The sequence below is a fragment of the Intrasporangium flavum genome (genome assembly GCF_001956915.1).
Classification (GTDB): Bacteria; Actinomycetota; Actinomycetes; order Actinomycetales; family Dermatophilaceae; genus Monashia; species Monashia flava.
The window spans coordinates 1-16,443 of sequence record NZ_MLJO01000014.1 but is presented as its reverse complement, the minus strand read 5'-3'; the positions used below and the strand labels follow the sequence as shown (position 1 = coordinate 16,443).

14 protein-coding genes are annotated in these 16,443 nt (G+C 73.6%); 4 read left to right on the top strand and 10 right to left on the bottom strand.

What is annotated here, in order from left to right; translation table 11 throughout:
* The first annotated feature begins 80 nt into the window (after positions 1 to 80).
* Positions 81 to 1,145 carry a TerC family protein gene (locus BIV28_RS12445; protein WP_083707307.1) on the top strand — a complete coding sequence of 355 codons (1,065 nt, stop codon included), beginning with the start codon at positions 81 to 83 and terminating at the stop codon, positions 1,143 to 1,145.
* 105 nt (positions 1,146 to 1,250) lie between these two features.
* Here the strand turns inward: BIV28_RS12445 and BIV28_RS12440 are convergent, their stop codons facing one another.
* The 8 genes from BIV28_RS12440 to BIV28_RS12405 form a co-directional block, all read right to left on the bottom strand.
* Positions 1,251 to 1,895 (bottom strand): hypothetical protein, encoded by a 645-nt coding sequence (locus BIV28_RS12440; protein ID WP_076262285.1) that lies wholly within the window; start codon positions 1,893 to 1,895, stop codon positions 1,251 to 1,253.
* Between the two features lie 77 nt (positions 1,896 to 1,972).
* Entirely contained in the window at positions 1,973 to 3,424 is a 1,452-nt protein-coding gene (locus tag BIV28_RS12435) for an amidohydrolase family protein (RefSeq protein WP_242652966.1), read from the bottom strand.
* Entirely contained in the window at positions 3,409 to 4,242 is an 834-nt protein-coding gene (locus tag BIV28_RS12430) for a uracil-DNA glycosylase family protein (protein ID WP_076262281.1), read from the bottom strand. The genes BIV28_RS12435 and BIV28_RS12430 overlap by 16 nt, the downstream gene beginning before the upstream one ends.
* 123 nt (positions 4,243 to 4,365) lie before the next feature.
* Positions 4,366 to 5,610: an RNA polymerase sigma factor gene (locus BIV28_RS12425; RefSeq protein WP_207555959.1), complete on the bottom strand. Its 1,245-nt coding sequence runs from the start codon at positions 5,608 to 5,610 to the stop codon at positions 4,366 to 4,368.
* A gap of 242 nt (positions 5,611 to 5,852) precedes the next feature.
* Positions 5,853 to 6,284 (bottom strand): YciI family protein, encoded by a 432-nt coding sequence (locus BIV28_RS12420; RefSeq protein WP_207555958.1) that lies wholly within the window; start codon positions 6,282 to 6,284, stop codon positions 5,853 to 5,855.
* Positions 6,285 to 6,411: 127 nt separating this feature from the next.
* The gene (locus BIV28_RS12415) at positions 6,412 to 7,269 is read right to left on the bottom strand and encodes an HAD family hydrolase (protein WP_076262277.1); all 858 of its coding nucleotides are present in this window, start codon (positions 7,267 to 7,269) and stop codon (positions 6,412 to 6,414) included.
* A gap of 82 nt (positions 7,270 to 7,351) precedes the next feature.
* A complete protein-coding gene (locus BIV28_RS12410) occupies positions 7,352 to 8,725 on the bottom strand; it encodes a dihydrolipoyl dehydrogenase family protein (RefSeq protein ID WP_076262275.1) in 1,374 nt (457 codons plus the stop codon).
* Between the two features lie 9 nt (positions 8,726 to 8,734).
* Positions 8,735 to 9,694 (bottom strand): EamA family transporter, encoded by a 960-nt coding sequence (locus tag BIV28_RS12405; RefSeq protein WP_076262273.1) that lies wholly within the window; start codon positions 9,692 to 9,694, stop codon positions 8,735 to 8,737.
* Between the two features lie 40 nt (positions 9,695 to 9,734).
* Here BIV28_RS12405 and BIV28_RS12400 point away from each other — a divergent pair, with 40 nt between their 5' ends.
* Positions 9,735 to 10,247 (top strand): MarR family winged helix-turn-helix transcriptional regulator, encoded by a 513-nt coding sequence (locus tag BIV28_RS12400; protein ID WP_076262271.1) that lies wholly within the window; start codon positions 9,735 to 9,737, stop codon positions 10,245 to 10,247.
* Between the two features lie 4 nt (positions 10,248 to 10,251).
* On the opposite strand, the gene BIV28_RS12395 is transcribed toward BIV28_RS12400, so the two are convergent.
* Entirely contained in the window at positions 10,252 to 12,309 is a 2,058-nt protein-coding gene (locus BIV28_RS12395) for a M15 family metallopeptidase (protein WP_076262269.1), read from the bottom strand.
* Between the two features lie 206 nt (positions 12,310 to 12,515).
* Here BIV28_RS12395 and BIV28_RS12390 point away from each other — a divergent pair, with 206 nt between their 5' ends.
* Entirely contained in the window at positions 12,516 to 13,109 is a 594-nt protein-coding gene (locus BIV28_RS12390; RefSeq protein WP_076262267.1) for a hypothetical protein, read from the top strand.
* Positions 13,110 to 13,193: 84 nt separating this feature from the next.
* Here BIV28_RS12390 and BIV28_RS12385 read toward each other — a convergent pair whose 3' ends face one another.
* Positions 13,194 to 15,209: a phosphocholine-specific phospholipase C gene (locus tag BIV28_RS12385; protein ID WP_076262265.1), complete on the bottom strand. Its 2,016-nt coding sequence runs from the start codon at positions 15,207 to 15,209 to the stop codon at positions 13,194 to 13,196.
* A 157-nt stretch (positions 15,210 to 15,366) separates the two neighbouring features.
* On the opposite strand from BIV28_RS12385, the gene BIV28_RS12380 reads away from it, so the two are divergent.
* The gene (locus BIV28_RS12380; RefSeq protein WP_083707305.1) at positions 15,367 to 16,329 is read left to right on the top strand and encodes an oxidoreductase; all 963 of its coding nucleotides are present in this window, start codon (positions 15,367 to 15,369) and stop codon (positions 16,327 to 16,329) included.
* Positions 16,330 to 16,443: the final 114 nt, after the last annotated feature.

Below are 16,443 nucleotides of genomic sequence, written 5' to 3'. Positions count from 1 at the left end.
CCGCCCCGGACGGGAGCCGGCCACGGCCGGTGAAGGAGACCTCAGACGAACCGTCACGCGTCCGTTCTGAGGAGACCACCGTGCTCACGACCCTTCTGCCGTCCGCTGCGTCGGCCCCGCCCTCGTCCATCGGGACCCCGACCCTGTGGACCGTCACGATCCTCGGCATCGTGGCCCTGTTCGCCATCGACTTCGTCATCACCCGACGACCGCACGACCCGAGCATGCGCGAGGCAGTCGGCTGGTCGGCGTTCTACATCGCGATCCCGCTCGCCTTCGGCGCCTGGCTGTGGTCGCAGTACGGCTCGCAGCAGGGACTCGAGTACTACACCGGCTACCTCGTCGAGAAGTCGCTGTCGGTCGACAACCTCTTCGTCTTCATCATCCTGCTGTCGGCGTTCGCCGTGCCCCGTGAGCTGCGCCAGCGGGTGCTGCTCATCGGCGTCGCCGGTGCGCTCGTGCTGCGCGGCATCTTCATCGCCCTAGGCGCGCAGATGATCGCCAGCTTCTCGTGGACCTTCCTGCTTTTCGGCGCGATCCTGCTCGTCACCGCGATCAAGGTCGGCCGCGACGCGCTGAGCCACGCCGACCACAGCATCGACGTCTCGAACCTCCGCAGCGTCAAGCTGATCCGCCGCTTCCACCCCGTCACCGACGACTACGACGGCACCCACCTGGCGGTGCGCCGCGAGGGCCGCCGGATGCTGACGCCGCTCGCCGTCGTGGCCGTCGCGATCCTCGGCACCGACATCGTCTTCGCCATCGACTCGGTCCCCGCCGTGTACGGCATCACCGGCGACCCGTACCTCGTCTTCGCGACGAACGCCTTCGCGCTGCTCGGCCTGCGCGCGCTCTACTTCGTCCTCGAGAACGCGCTGTCCTCGCTCGTGCACCTCGGCCACGGCCTGGCGCTCATCCTCGCCTTCATCGGCGTCAAGCTCGTCCTGCACTGGGCCCACACGGTGTGGTCGGCGGTCCCGGAGATCCCGACGCTCGCCTCGCTCGGGGTCATCGTCGGCATCCTCGCCGTCGTCACGGCCACGAGCCTCGTGGCCAAGCGGCGCGCCGACGCCTCAGAGGCCTCGGCCGACGAGAGCACCGACGCGTCGCCCGACGCGCCCGCCGACGAGAGCGTCACCTCCTGAGGCTCGCGCCCGTCCCCCGGACGTGACGGAGGCGCGTCACCCACCAGGGTGACGCGCCTCCCCCCGAACCCACCGGCGCCCCGTCAGCGGCCGGCCGAGGACTCGTCAGCTGGTCGCGCTCGGTGCCGGCGTGGCCGGCTTGGCCGGCTTGGCGGCAGTCCCACTCCGGAAGACGACGACGCGGGCCTGCGGGTTCGTCGCCCCGACGCCGGCGACGAACGCCTTGTCGCCGACGTGCAGCGCCGACATCGTCGAGTCGGCGCCCTTGCCGTTCGCGCGGGCGCGCACTCGGGTGTCGCCGATGACGGTGAACGTCATCGAGACGCCGTCCTTGGCCTTGACGGTCACCGACGTGCCGGACACCGCGGTGACCTCGCCGCGGATCGCCTGGTGGGTGACCGGGCCGTTCTTGCCCTCGGTGACCCACGTGGCGTGGAGCGCGCGCAGCAGCCGGGCCCGCAGGCCACGATGGTCACCGGCACCCAGGGGCGTGTCGGCGCCGGTTCCGGAGGTGCCGGCGGCCGGGGTCGTCAGGGCGGCGTCGACGAGGTCGACGGTGCTGGTGTCGCCGCCCGACGCGTCGGCCTGGACGGCGCCGACACCCGCGGGGGCGCCGCTCGCGGCGGGGACCTCCTTGGAGCAGGCGCCGAGGGCGAGGCCGCCGGCGAGCAGGACCGCGGCCGCGACCGCGCTCGAGGGGCGCGCGACGGCGCGGAGGGTGCCGGTCGTCCGGCGGGTCAGGTTCGTCATGGCACCCACGGTGCCGCGCGCAGGTGAAGCGTCGGTCCGGGTCGTGTTCGGGTCGTGTTCGGGCCGCGGCCGGCGGCTCAGGCGAAGATCGGGCCGACGGCCGGGTAGGCGTCGGTGAGCAGGCCACGGACCGTCGACAGCGACGGCACGTCGGCGCCGCCCTGGAAGCCGGTGTCGAGGCGCATCGGCTTGCCCCACGCGACGAGGTCCTCGATGGTCGTGCCCTCGGCGGCACCGGACAGGCTCGCGAACCAGTCCGCGCGGGCGTAGGTGACGTCGCCGCCGATGCAGACGAGCTCGACCCACGACGGGTCGGCGAGACAGACGTTCTCGTAGGGGTCCGCGTGGTGGCGCTCGAGCACGACGAGGTCGGCCGGGCGTCCCTCCGCGACCGCGCCGAGGTGCTCGTCGAGCCCGGCCACGCGCGCCGCCACCGACGTCACCATCGCGACGAGGTCGGCCGCGGGCACCGGGTGGCCCTGCTGGGCCAGCTCGCGTCGGGCGACCTTCATCTCGGCGAGCAGGCTGGTCGAGCCGGAGGGCAGCCAGTCGGCGCCGAGCGCGACGGGCATCCCGGCTGCGAGCGCCTCGCCGGCGAGCGTCGTCTCGCCGTAGAGGCGCAGGTTCGACTGCGGCGACCACACGAGCCGGCAGCCGGCGCCCGCGAGCGTGCGCAGGTCGTCGGCCGTCAGAGCGCTGCCGTGGATGACGTTCGTCGCCGGCGTCGCGCCGCCGAGGTCGAGGAAGTGCTGGAACTCCTTGGCGCTCACCGCATCTCCGCGCCGGCCCTCGGACAGGTGCAGGTAGAACGCGGTGACGTCGCCGGCCGCGATGCGCTCCATGACGCGCTGGAAGGTCGGCAGCCCGAACGAGCCCGACGGCAGGTCGACCATCGAGCGGGCCCGGTGCGCCCCGAACGCCCACTGGTCGACGTTGCGCACGAGCGGCTCGGACGTCGACGTGCTCGCCCCCGACGCGCCCTGGATGCCGGTGACCCCGCCGACGAGGGCGCGCACCTCGGCGTACCGCGTCTGCGTCTTCGGCGGCACCTGCGTCAGGAGCCGGTTCTGGGGGTCGCGGACGAGCTGCTGGTAGGGCGTCGACCGGCGCCACGCGTACCGGTTGTCGTAGAGCCTCGGCGGCTCCCAGGCGGCGAAGACGTTGAACTCCGGGTGCCCGTGCAGGTCGAGCAGGCCGGGCAGGAGGACGCCGTCGGTCTCCTGGACGGGCACGTCGGTGGGCCTGCGCCTCGACACCCGCGCGATGACGCCGTCGGCGACGGTGACGTAGCCGCTCGACCACGCGCCGTCGGGCGTGATGACGGCGCCGTGCAGCGCGAAGGGGGCCGGCGGCAGCGCCCGGCTGCGCACGGCGGGTTCGGGCAGCTCCTCGGTGATGCCCCGGGCGTACGCGGTGTCGAACGGGTCGCGGCCGCGGCGGGTCCGCGACGGGCCGGACTCCCAGTGCTCGAGGTCGGACTTGGTGCCGGTCGCGTGCCGACCGGCGCTCCGGCTCACAGTGCTGGCCACGTGCGGGCTCCTTCCGGGACGGTGACGGTGAGGGTGGCGCGCTTGGTCTGGGCGGTGTCGCCGGTGCGGGCGGCCCACGGCTCGACGTCACGCCACCACGCCGGCGTGCCTGCCGGGAGGTCCTGCTCGGGGATCGGGGCGAGGTCGCCCGGAGCCCACGCGTCGCCGTAGGGCACGAGCGTCGTCGGCTCGTCGGCCACGACGTGCTCGGCGATCCCGGGCAGCGCGGCGTTCCAGTTCGCGAGCTGCTCGGCGGTCGTCTCGGCCAGGGGCCGGCCGGTCGCACGGGCGATCGCGTCGGCGTAGGTGGGGTGCCGCACGGCGGCGAGGTGCAGGCGCTCCGACGTGTCGGGCCGGGTCTTCGCCCACACCCGGTAGGCCCGGTCCGCGAGGTCGCCGAGGGCGACGACGGCGGTGACGTCGGTCCCGACGAGCAGCGCGTCGAGCCAGCGGTGCCGGTAGGCGGCGATGGCGGCGTCCTTCGCGTGGCGGTTGCCGGCCGACTGGCCGAAGACGCTGTAGACGTAGGTGTTGACCATCGCGTAGCTCGTCGTGACGCCGACCCTGGCGAGCAGCCCCTGCACCCGCTGGCCGGCCACTCCGACGAGGATGCGGCGGGTCACCGACTCGTGGGCCGCCGGGTCCTGCCCGAGCACCACGACCCGGGCGCTGCCGTCGAGCCGGCCACGGTGGAAGATCGGGCCCCACTCGGTGCGGAAGTCGCCGGAGGGGTACACGTCCTCGCCCGGGTACTGCGCCACGAGCGTCGCGAACGGCTCGGACGCGTACCCGGTGCACGATCGGTGGACGGCCCCCACGGACGCCTCCCCACAGTCGGGACTCGGTCGACGGTCTGCCTGTGCAGGGTCTCTCGACGGTAGTCCTGATACACCGGCGTCGTCGGTGGTTTGGCAGTGACGCGAGGCGCCGCCGGCCCCGGCTCAGTCCTGGCCGGAGGCCCTGCGCTGCAGGAGGGCCCGCTCGGCCTCGTTCTGGGCCATGTCGGCGGCGCGCGCGAACTCGGCCCGCGCCTCGTCCTCGCGCCCGACCCGCAGCAGCAGGTCTCCCCGCACGCTCGGCAGCAGGTGGTAGTCGGCGAGCCCGCCTGCCGCCACGAGCCCGTCGACGACGGCGAGCGCCGCCTCGGGCCCGGACGCGTACGACAGCGCCACCGCGCGGTTGAGGTCGATGACCGGCGAGGGCCGCAGCGTCGCGAGCTGCTCGTAGAGGCCGACCATCTGGCCCCAGTCGGTGTCCTCCGGCGTACGGGCCCGCGCGTGGCAGGCGGCGATGGCGGCCTGGAGCAGGTAGGGGCCGGGCCCGGGCGGCGGAGCACCGTCGGCACCCGGTGAGCCGGCGAGGTCGAGGGCCCGGTCGAGCGCGGCGAGCGCGTGGCGGATCAGTGCCCAGTCCCACGTGGTGCGGTCCTGGTCGAGGAGCAGGACCGGCTCGCCGTCGCGGCCGATGCGGGCCCGGGTTCGCGAGGCCTGGATCTCCATGAGCGCCAGGAGGCCGTGCACCTCGGCCTCGCGCGGTGCGAGCGCCGCGAGCACGCGACCGAGCCGGATGGCCTCCTCCATGAGGTCGCCGCGCACCCAGTCGCGGCCCGACGTCGCGGCGTAGCCCTCGTTGAAGATCAGGTAGACGACCTCGAGCACCGACGCCAGCCGTGGCGCCAGCTCGGCCCCGGACGGCACCTCGACGGTGACGCCGTCCTGGCTCAGCGTCCGCTTGGCGCGCGAGATGCGCTGCCCGATCGTCGTCTCGGTGGTGAGGAAGGCCCGGGCGATCTCACGCGTGGTGAGGCCGCCGATCATCCTCAGCGTCAAGGAGATCCGAGCCTGTGCCGTGAGGGCCGGGTGGCAGGCGGCGAAGATGAGGCCGAGGACGTCGTCGTCGATGTCCTCGAGCGCGGCGTCGAAGTCGCCTTCGGCCAACTCGGCCACCCTCAGCTCCTCCATGTGTCCGACCTGCTGCAGCTTGCGCGCCAGGTTGACGTCGCGACGGATGCGGTCGACGGCCCGGCGCCGGGCCGTCTGGGTCAGCCACGCGCCGGGCTTGTCGGGGATGCCGTCGCGCGGCCACTGCTCCAGCGCCTGCACGAACGCGTCCTGGGCGAGGTCCTCGGCGAGGCCGATGTCGCCGACGACGCGGGCGACGACGGCCGCCACCTTGGCCGCCTCCATGCGCCACACCGCCTCGAGCGTCCGGCGCACCTCGTCGGGGTCGGTCTGCGTCGTCTCAGCCACGGCGCAACTCTCGCACGCCTCACCGACCACCCGCCGTCTCCTTCGGCCTGCGTCACTGCTCACTCTCACTGAGCAGTGACGTAGCAACGGGAAGGCGCCGCCTGGCGGGCCACACCTCATCTCCTACGTCAGTGCTCACTCTGACTGAGCAGTGACGCAAGGACACCGCGTCGGCCGGTTCAGCCGCGGGCGGCGGCGCGGGCGGCTTCCTCGCGCATCTGCTCCTCGCGCTCGCGCAGCTCGGCGGTGAACTCCTCGCCGAAGTCCTCGGGGGCGTAGACCTGCCGCAGCTCGAGGTGCTGGCCGGGGTCGGGGGCGCACGAGGCGGGCCACTTCTTGAGCCACTCGATCGCCTCCTCGCGCGAGGACACCTCGATGATCGTGAAGCCGGCGATGAGCTCCTTGGCCTCGGCGAACGGGCCGTCGGTGACCGACCACTCGCCGTCGGCCCACGTCACGCGGGCGCCGCGGCTCGTCGGGTGCAGACCCTGGCCGTCGACGAAGACGCCGGCCCGCAGCATCTGGTCGTTGTAGGCCTGCATGTCGGCGAACTGCTGCGTGGTCCCGGGGCGACCCCGCTCCGTGTCGGCGCTGGCCGGGACGATGATCATGAAACGCACGGTGCTCTCCTCTGGTCGGCGCAGGTGGCCCCTGCTCTCACCCGTGCGTCGAACGGCACCGCCCGGTCTCGACACGACCCCACGACTTTTCTCGCACGGCCCGCCCGGGCCGCCGGGCTCAGAGCTCCAGCCGGGCCGTGGCCGCCGACGGGATGCCCTCGCGGAACGGCACGCCGGCGCGCGCCGCCGCCGCCACGGCCTCGACGACCGGCACGAGGCCGTCCTCGTCGACGTGCCCGGTGACCTCGTCGGCGATCGCCTTGACCTCGTCGGGAGCGTTGCCCATGGCCACGCCCCAGGCGGCCCAGTGCAGCATCTCGAGGTCGTTGCGCTGGTCGCCGCACGCCACGGTGTGGATGGGCTCGACGCCGAGGTGGCGTCGGACGAGCTCGAGGGCCGAGGCCTTGGAGACGCCCTCGGGGTTGATGTCGAGCCACGCGGACCAGCCCACCGCGTAGGAGACGCCGTGGAGGCCGGCACGCTCGACCATCTCCATGAACTCCTCGGCGCTGGCCTCGGGCTGGCGCAGCGTCACGCGGGTGACGGGGTGCTCGACGAGCTCCTCCCACGACACCTCGCGGGAGGCTCCCATCAGCTCGCCGTCGGGGAAGTGCCGGCTCACCTTGAACCCGACGCCGAGCTCCTCGACGGCGATGAGCGCGTCGGGCAGGGCCACCCGCATCTTCTCCAGGACCGCGCGCGGGTCGAAGGTGACGGTGTCGATGATCCGGTACCCCTGCTCCTGGGCGGGGTCCAGCTCGAGGGTGACGGCGCCGTTGGAGCAGACCGCGTACCCGCGGCTCAGCCCGAGCTGCTCGAGCACCGGCGTCGTCGCGATGATCGACCGACCGGTGGAGACGACGACGCGGACCTCCTCGGGCAGGGCGCGGATCGCGTCGCGGACGCGCGGCGACAGCTCGCCCATGTGGTTGAGGGTCGTCCCGTCGAGGTCGAGGGCGAGCAGGCGCTGGGGCATGGCCTCACCGTAGCGCCCGCTCCGGACGGCCCAGGGTGACGGCCCAGGACGACGGCTCAGGACGACGGCTCAGGACGACGGCTCAGGACAGCCGACCGAGCGCGTCCTCGATGCCCCGGTGGAGCGTCGGGTAGGCGTAGATCATCGAGCGGAGCCGCTCGACCGGCACCTTGCCGTGGACGGCGACGGCGAGCGCGCCGAGGACCTCACCACCCGCGGGGCCGACGACCGTCGCGCCGACGAGCAGCCCGCTGTCGGCGTCGGCGACGACCTTGATGAGCCCGTCGGCCTTCGCGATCCAGCCGCGGGTCGTCTCGCCGAGGGGCGTCACCCCCACGGTCACGGCGTCGAGCTCCTCACGCGCGGTGGCCTCGGTGAGGCCGACGGACCCGACCTCGGGGTCGGTGAAGGTGACCCGCGGCAGGGCCGCGTACTCGGCGGGCGGCCCGTCGTCGCCCATGACGTCCCGGACGACGATCCCGGCCTGGTACATCGACACGTGCGTGAAGGCGCCCTTGCCGGTGATGTCGCCGATCGCCCAGACCCCGTCGGTGACCCGGCACTCGTCGTCGACGGGCGCGACGCGGGCGTCCTCGGCCACGCCGACGTGGTGCAGCCCGACGCCGGTGACGTCGGTGCGGCGGCCGGTGGCGACGAGGAGGCGGTCGGCGTCGACGTGCGTGCCGTCGGCGAGGGTGACCCGCACGCCGCCGTCGCGCGCCTCGACCTTCGAGGCCCCGACGCCGGTGCGCACCGTGATGCCCTCGGCCTCGAACACCTCGGCCACCTTCGCCGACGCCTCCGGCTCCTCGAGCGCGAGGAGCCGGTCGGCGGCCTCGACGACCGTGACGGTGGTGCCGAACCGGGACACGGCCTGGCTCAGCTCGCACCCGATCGCGCCGCCGCCGAGGACGACGAGGGAGTCGGGCAGGTCGGTGGCCTCGATGATCTCGTGGTTGGTCCAGTAGGGGACGTCGGCGAGGCCCTCGATGGGCGGGATCGCGGGGGTCGTGCCGGTGTTGACGACGATGCCTCGGGTCGCGGCGTACGCGGTGCCGTCGACGTCGACACGGCCGGGGCCGGTGATGACGCCGGTGCCGCGGACGAAGGTCGCTCCCTTGCCGGTGAGCCGGTCGACGGCGACCGTGTCGTCCCAGTCGTCGGTGGCCTCCTCGCGGATGCGCCGGGCCACGAGTCCCCAGTCGGGCGTGACGTCACCGACCGTGCCGGCGAGGCCGGGGACACGTCGGGCCTCGGCGAGCGCGTCGGCCGCGCGGATCATCATCTTCGAGGGGATGCAGCCCCAGTAGGGGCACTCGCCGCCGACGAGGCGGCGGTCGACGCCGAGGACCCGCAGTCCCCGCTCGGCGAGCGTGCCCGCGACGTGCTCACCCCCGGGGCCGAGCCCGATGACGATGACGTCGAAGGTGTGGTCTGCCTCGGGGCCGCTGCTCATGCCCCACCCTTACCCGTGGCAGGCCCCCGCGTCGACCCCTGCCCGCCGGGGCACCTCGACCGCGGCGTCCGCTCTCGTGGGCCGGGCGAGCGCCCGCGCCACCGCGTCGCGCACCGGCTGCTGCGCGGCGAGGACGCTGCCGACGACGAGGACCATGCCCGCCAGGTGCACGGCGCCGAAGTCCTCGCCGAGCACCAGGACGCCGAGCAGGACGCCGACGACCGGGTTGACGAGGCCGATGATCGAGGCGTTCGTGGGGCCGAGCAGCGACAAACCGCGGAACCACAGCACGTACGCGAGCCCGCTGCCGAGCAGCCCGAGGTAGGCGAGCGCCCCGAGGGCCGGCAGGTCGAGTGCGGGCGGGGTGCCCTCGACGACGGCCGCGAGGGGCAGGAGCACGAGACCGCCGGCGACGAGCTGCCAGGCGGTGACCGTGACGACGTGGTCGCGCGGCGCCCACCGTCGCGTCAGGACGAAGCCGGTCGAGGCCGAGACCACGGCGAGCACCCCGGCGAGCAGGCCCACGGCGTCGACGGGGCGGTCGAGCCCGCCCCGCACCACGAGCAGCCCGACACCGACGAGCCCGACGAGCCCCGCACCGACGGCGACGCGGGTCGGCCTCTCCCCCAGCAGGATCCGCGCCACGACCATGGTGACCACCGGCGCCGTCGCGACGAGCGTCGCGCCGAGGCCGCTCGGCAGGCGGTAGGCCGCGACGAAGAGCAGCGCGTAGAAGACGCCGATGTTGAGGCTGCCGAGGACGAGCGCCCGCCACCACCAGTCGCCGCGGGGCAACCGCCGCAGCCACAGCAGCATGAGCAGCCCGACGGGCAGCGCTCGCACCGTGGCGGCGAAGAGCGGGCGACCGGGCGGCAGCCACTCCTGGGTCACCGCGTAGGTCGAGCCCCAGATCGCCGCCGGGAGCGCGGTGAGGGCGACCGTCCCCCACGAACCCTTGTTATCTTCCATGGAAGATAAGTTACCTTCCGCGGAAGATATAGTCCAGACCATGAGCCGACGCACCGACCCGCCGCCGCCGGACCACGCCCAGCACGTCGTCGACCAGTGGGCGCGCGAGCGCCCCGACCTCGACGCGTCGCCGATCCTCGTCATCGGGCGCCTCCACCGCGTCGCCCTCGCCCTGACGACCGAGCTCGTCCGCGTCTACACCGGCTTCGGCCTCGGCGAGGGCGACTTCGACGTGCTCGCCACACTCCGCCGCAACGGCGCCCCCTACGAGCTGACGCCGACCGCGCTCATGGAGCAGACGATGGTGACCTCCGGCGCCGTGACCAAGCGCATCGACCGCCTCGAGGCCGCTGGGCTCGTCGAGCGACGGGTCGCGAGCGGGGACCGCCGCAGCCGCATCGTGGCGCTCACCGAGGCCGGTCGCGAGCTCATGGACCGCGCCGTGCCCGAGCACCTGGCCAACGAGGACCGCCTGCTCTCGGTCCTCGACGCGTCGGAGCGACGCACCCTCGCCGACCTGCTCGGCCGGCTCGGGGCGTCGCTCGGCGCGTGACGACTCAGGCCAGCGAGCCGTGCATCAGCTCGTCGCCGTCCGGCGTCACGACGTAGCCGGCCTTGGGCCGCGACGGGTAGCCGGTGTCGAAGTGCATGTAGTCGCGCCACGAGTCGGTGCCCGACCAGTACCAGTCGTAGGACCGGAGCACGGTCCAGGCGAGACCGCCGTAGCGGATCGCGCCCGCGGCGCTGGCCGAGGCCGGGGCGTTGGGGTCCCAGGTTCCGGTGCGCGGGTTGATGTACGGGTTCTGCACCGGGTTGAGGTCGAGCGCCCGGCCCCAGGCGTGCGGCGACGACGAGTTGGCCGAGTTCTGCTCGGAGGGCTTGCGGCAGTTGAGCGAGGTGGACACGTTGCCCTTGGACCCGAGCCACTCCCACCCACCGAACATCTCGATGCCCTCGACCCGGTGGATCCGGAACTTCTTGGCGTAGAGGGTGTTGAAGATCTTGGCCGTGCTCGAGGCGACGTCGGCGTTGACGTTGACCCACCCGCGGTGCGTCCGGCCGTCCAGCCCCCAGTAGGGCACCTCGACGCGTCGGAACGAGGTGCGATATCCGGGGCACCCGTCGCGCCACACCCCGCTGGCGCGCACCCTGGCCCACTGCTCGTCGGTCATGAGCTTGATGGCCGACGGGGCGTACGCGGCGACGGGCGGGGTGGCGGGCGCGCCGGAGCTCGTGAACCCGTAGGGCGCGGGCAGCACGGCGGGTGAGGCCGCGCTCGTGCGGGCGGTCGTCGTGTAGCCGGAGCGGCGGCCGGTCACCGTGACGGTGAGGCGCTTGCCGAGGTCGGCGGTGGTCGGCCGGTAGGCGCGGCCGGTGGCGCCCGGGATCGCGATGCCGTTGCGCCGCCACTGCACGACGACGCTCGCGGCCGGCCCCCACGTGCCCGTGGTCACCGTGACCGGCCAGCCGACGCGCCGGAAGAAGCCACCGATGTGCGGGGTGGGCGCGGTGCTGAACGGCCGCGTGATCGGCCCTCGGGCGGCACTCGTGCGCACGACGGTCAGGAAGCCGGAGCGTCGGGCCGTGACGACGACGTCGACGCGGTGACCCAGCCGGCCGGCGTCGAGGTAGAGCCACCACTTGGTCGCGCCGGCGACGGGCCGCCCGTCGATGCGCCACTGGTAGGTCAGCGTCGCACCCGGCGACCACGTGCCTGCCGCGATGCCGACCGACGACCCGATCTGCGGCGTGCCCGTGACGACCGGGGTCGGCGCAGCCGCGAACACGCCCCAGTCGACGACGGCCGTCGGCGCGGAGGTGCGCGCGACCGGCGTGAAACCGTCCCTCGACCCGGTGACCGTGACGGTGACGCGCTTGGTCCGGTCGGCTGCCCGGAGCGTGAAGGTGCGCCCGGTGGCGCCGCTGACGGCCACCCCGTCGACGCGCCACTGGTAGGTGAACGTCGCGGCCGGGGCCCAGGCGCCGGGCACCGCCGTGAGCACCCGGCCGACGCGGAGCGTGCCGGTGACCGTCGGCGTCGGGGCCGAGGTGAAGGCCCCGGGAGTGACCGGTCCGACGGGGTCGCTCGTCACCTGGTCGACGGTCGTGTCACCCCGGTGCGAGGTGACGACGACGGCGACCTGCTTGCCGAGGGCCGAGGGCGGGACGACGAGCGTCGGGTCGGTGGCGCCGGCGAGCGGGGTCGCGTCGACCGTCCACTGGTAGGTGAGCGTCAGGTCGGGGTCCCAGCCCTCGGTGGTGGCGGTCAGGGTGGCACCGACGCGGGGGGCGCCGGTGACCGTAACGGTGCCGGGTGGGGCGGCGGGCGCCGACGGCGGCGTGGGTGACGCGTCGGTGCTCGTGGCAGCCGGCGTCGGCGTGGAGGTGCCGGACGACTGCGCGGAGCGCGTCGTCGCCGCGTCGGGGGCGCTGGTGGTGCCGGACGACGGGGGTGGGCTCGGCGTGCTGGCGGCCACCGCGTCCGGGGCCACGACCAGCGACCCGAGGAGCGCGACGCCGACGAGCGCCACGACGGCACGTCGAGGGCGCCGGGCCGGGTGGTCGTGACGCGCGTGGCGCGTCGGCGACGAGGGCTGGTCGAGCGGACCGGGCACGGGCGGACCTCCGCGTCGCGGCGCCGGACTGGCGCCGGGCTGGGGCCCACATACCCGATTTGTCCGGATTGCACTCAAGTGGGCGGTTCACAGCGAGCCACACGTACGGCTGGGCCGGATGACGGGCCGCGCACAGGTCGGCTCCGGACCGTGGGGGCAATGGCAGAGCGCCAGGCAGAGAGCAAGGCAGAGAGCAAGGAGAACGCATGAACGCCAAGCGAATGGCCCTCACCGGCGCCGGCATCGTCGCCGCGGCAGGGATCGCCATCGGGGCCGCCTCCCTCGCGAGCGCGACCGGTACCGCGAACGCCGGCACCGGCTTCGCCGCGAACGCCGGCTACGGCATGGTCGGCGAGGGCGGACAGGGCATGCCCGGCGCCGGCGGCGGCTACGGCAACGGCAACACCGACCCGAGCAAGCCGATGCGCTCGGACGAGCAGCTGCTCACCGGTGACGTCGCCGCCAAGGTCACCGCGGCCGCCAAGGCCAAGGAGCCCACCGCGACGATCGAACGGGTCGAGACGGACTCGGACGGCGTCTACGAGGCTCACATGGTGCGCACGGACGGGACGCACATCATCGTGCAGGTGGACAAGAGCTACGCGGTGACCGCCGTCCAGGTCATGGGCCAGGGCGGTCCGGGCGGTCGTGGGGACGGGGACGGTGACGGTCCCCACGGCATGGGGATGGGCGGACCCAACGGCTCGAACGGCTCGAACGGCTACGGCCAGCAGGGCGGCTCGGGCTCGGGCGGCTCGGGCGGCTCGACGGGTTCGGCGACGCCGTCGTCGGCGACCTGACCCGGGGCCCGGCAGGACTCCCCGTCCCGACGCGTGGAGCCGACGATCCTGTCGGGCGTCGGGACGGGGGCTTTCCCGCGCCGGTCAGGCCCGCCCGAGCGCGGGCTCGCTGACCGACGGCCTGCCGTTCTCGAGGTGCCCGGCGAAGGCACGCAGCCAGGGCGTGCCGGGCACCGTGACCGTGAGGTCGTACCACCCGCCCGAGCGCGCCGTGTCGACGACGACCGCGCGACGACCGGCGTCCTGCTCCCGGCCGTAGGCGTCCTGCACGAGGACGCGGGTGCCGCGGGGTGCGACGGCCTTGACGGTGAGGCGCTGTGAGCGGCCCTCGCGGACGAGCTCGACGTGGACCGCGCCGTCGCGCCGGGTCGTGTCGCCGGCGTACCGGCGGTAGAACCCGTTCGGGCCGTGCACCTCGATGTCGTAGGCGCCGGTCACCGGCCACGTGGCGGTGAGCGCGTCCCCCGCCCCGATCGTGTAGCTGTGCGGTGCCCGGTCAGGCTCGAGGAGGCGGGCCTGCAGGTGCGCGCCGATGCGACCGAGGTTCTCCAGCTCGACGGTGACGGCCCCCGCCGTGGCCCGCTCGCGGTCGCGGACGTCGTAGCCCACCGGGCGCGCTGGGCGGGTGCCGGGCTCCTGCCGGGGCATGACGCCCTCGGCCGGCGGCGTCGGGCGGTAGGACGGGTGGCGCTGGTCGTCGAAGGGCTTCCAGTGCGTCGTGTCGGGAAGCGTCGGCACGACGGCCTCCTTCCGCGAGAAGTCGAAGGCCGAGGTGAGGTCGCCGCAGACGGCCCGACGCCACGGGGTGATGTTCGGCTCGTGCACCCCGAAGCGGCGCTCGAGGAAGCGGATCACCGACGTGTGGTCGAAGGTCTCGCTGGAGACCCAGCCCCCGGTGCTCCACGGCGAGACGACGAACATCGGCACGCGCGGGCCGAGGCCGTACGCGCCCGGGCCGTGCTCGCCGTCGTAGAACTCGTGGTCGGTCGGCACCGTCGACGCGCCCGGGATCACCCGGCTGTTGGTGTGCGGGGGCACGAGGTGGTCGAAGAAGCCGTCGTTCTCGTCGTAGGTGATGAACAGCGCCGTGCGCGCCCACACCTCGGGGTTGGCCGTCAGGGTGTCGAGGACCTTGCTGATGTACCAGGCGCCGTAGTTGGTCGGCCAGTTCGAGTGCTCGCTGAAGGCTTCGGGGGCGGCAATCCAGCTGACCTGCGGCAGGCTCCCGGCCTCGACGTCGCGACGCAGCTGCGCGAAGTAGTCCTCGCCGTCGCGCGCCCTCGTGCCACGACGCGCTTTCTCGTACAGGGGGCTTCCCGGTTCGGCGTTGCGGTAGGCGTTGAAGTAGAGCAGCGAGTTGTCGCCGTAGTTGCCGACGTACGGGTCGGAGGTCCAGCCCCAGGACCCCGGACCGTCGAGCCCGGTGCCCTCGTCCTGGTAGACCCGCCACGTGACGCCGGCCTTCTCGAGGCGCTCGGGGTAGGTGGTCCAGTCGTAGCCGAGCTCGTCGTTGTAGAGGACCGGTCCGCCCCCTCGGCCGTCGTTGCCGGTCCACCCGCTCCACAGGTAGTAGCGGTTCGGGTCGGTGTTGCCGATGAAGGAGCAGTAGTAGGCGTCGCACACGGTGAACGCGTCGGCGAGGGCGTGGTGGAACGCGGCGTCCTGACGGGTCAGGTAGGCCATCGTCGTCGTGCCCTTGGCAGGCACCCAGCCGTCGTACCGGCCCTTGTTGACCGCGGCCTGGCCGTCGGTCCAGCTGTGCGGCAGGCCCTCGAGGAAGGCCGCGCCGAGGTCGTCGGTGCTCGGGTGGAACGGCAGGATGTCGCGGCTGCCGTCGGACTGGTGCCACACCGACCGCCCGCTCGGCAGCGTCACCGGGTGCGGGTCACCGAAGCCGCGGACACCGCGCAGGGTGCCGAGGTAGTGCTCGAAGGACCGGTTCTCCTGCATGAGGACGACGACGTGCTCGACGTCCTTGATCGAGCCGGTCGCCCGGTTGGCGGGGATCGACGCGGCCCGGGCAATGCTCTGGTCGAGCACCGAGGCCGCGGCCGCACCGCCCGCGATCTGGAGGAAGCGTCGACGGTCGAGGTTGACCATGGGGTGCACTCCTGGAGGGTGGCGGATCAGTCGCACCACCCTCGCGGGCGCAGGCGAACGCACCCCGGCGCGCGGGTGACCGCCGCACGAAGAGTCGGTCAGCCGTTGGTCAGGTGGGGTTGTCTTGGAGCGCGCTCGAAGTCCTAGCGTCGAGAGGGTGAGTGACACCTCCGTACCGACCACACCGTCCACCGACCCGACCGACCGCCAGGCCGGCGGCGCGGGCACCTACCCGCTCGGCGACCGCGAGGTCCGACGCGTGGGCTACGGCGCGATGCAGCTGCCCGGCCCCGGCGTCTTCGGCCCGCCCCGCGACCGCGACGAGGCCCTGCGGGTGCTGCGCCGCGCCGTCGAGCTCGGCGTCGACCACATCGACACGGCCCAGTTCTACGGCCCGCGGGTCAGCAACGAGCTGATCCGCGAGGCCCTGCACCCGTACGGCGACCACCTCGCCCTCGTCTCGAAGGTCGGCGCCACGCGCGACGACACCGGCGCCTGGCTGCCGGCCCAGCGACCCGAGCAGCTGCGCACCGACGTCGAGGACAACCTGCGCACGCTCGGCGTCGACCACCTCACGGCCGTCAACCTGCGTCGCACCGACGAGCACACCGAGGGCGTCCAGGACGAGCCCGCTCACGTCTCCGACGTCCCGCTCGAGGAGCAGCTGGGCGAGCTCGTCGCCCTGCGCGACGAGGGGAAGATCGCCGGCATCGGCCTGTCGACCGTGACTGCTGCCCAGCTGGCCACGGCTCGGTCGATGACCGAGATCGTCTGCGTGCAGAACCCGTTCAGCCTCGTCGACCAGAAGGACGCCGAGGTGCTCGAGGCCTGCACGGCCGCCAGCATCGCCTACGTACCGTACTTCCCGCTCGGCTCGGCCTTCCCCCACCTGCCGAAGGTCGTCGACCAGCCGGCCGTGAAGGCCGTCGCCGCCCTATACGACGTGCCAGCGGCGCGCGTGGGCCTGGCCTGGCTGCTGGCCCGGGCCGACAACATCCTGCTCATCCCGGGCACGTCGTCGGTGGCGCACCTCGAGGAGAACCTCGCGGCCGGTGACCTCGAGCTGAGCGACGACGACCTCGCCGAGCTGTCGGGCGCTGTTCTCGCGAGCCGCGAATAGAACACTTCTTCGCATGCCCGGCCTTTCCGAAAAGGGGTCGGGTATGCGAAAGAGGCCCGGCCCGGGTTTGCTGCCCGGGCGGGCCTCTTTCGTAAATGTGTGTCCGGCTGCGTC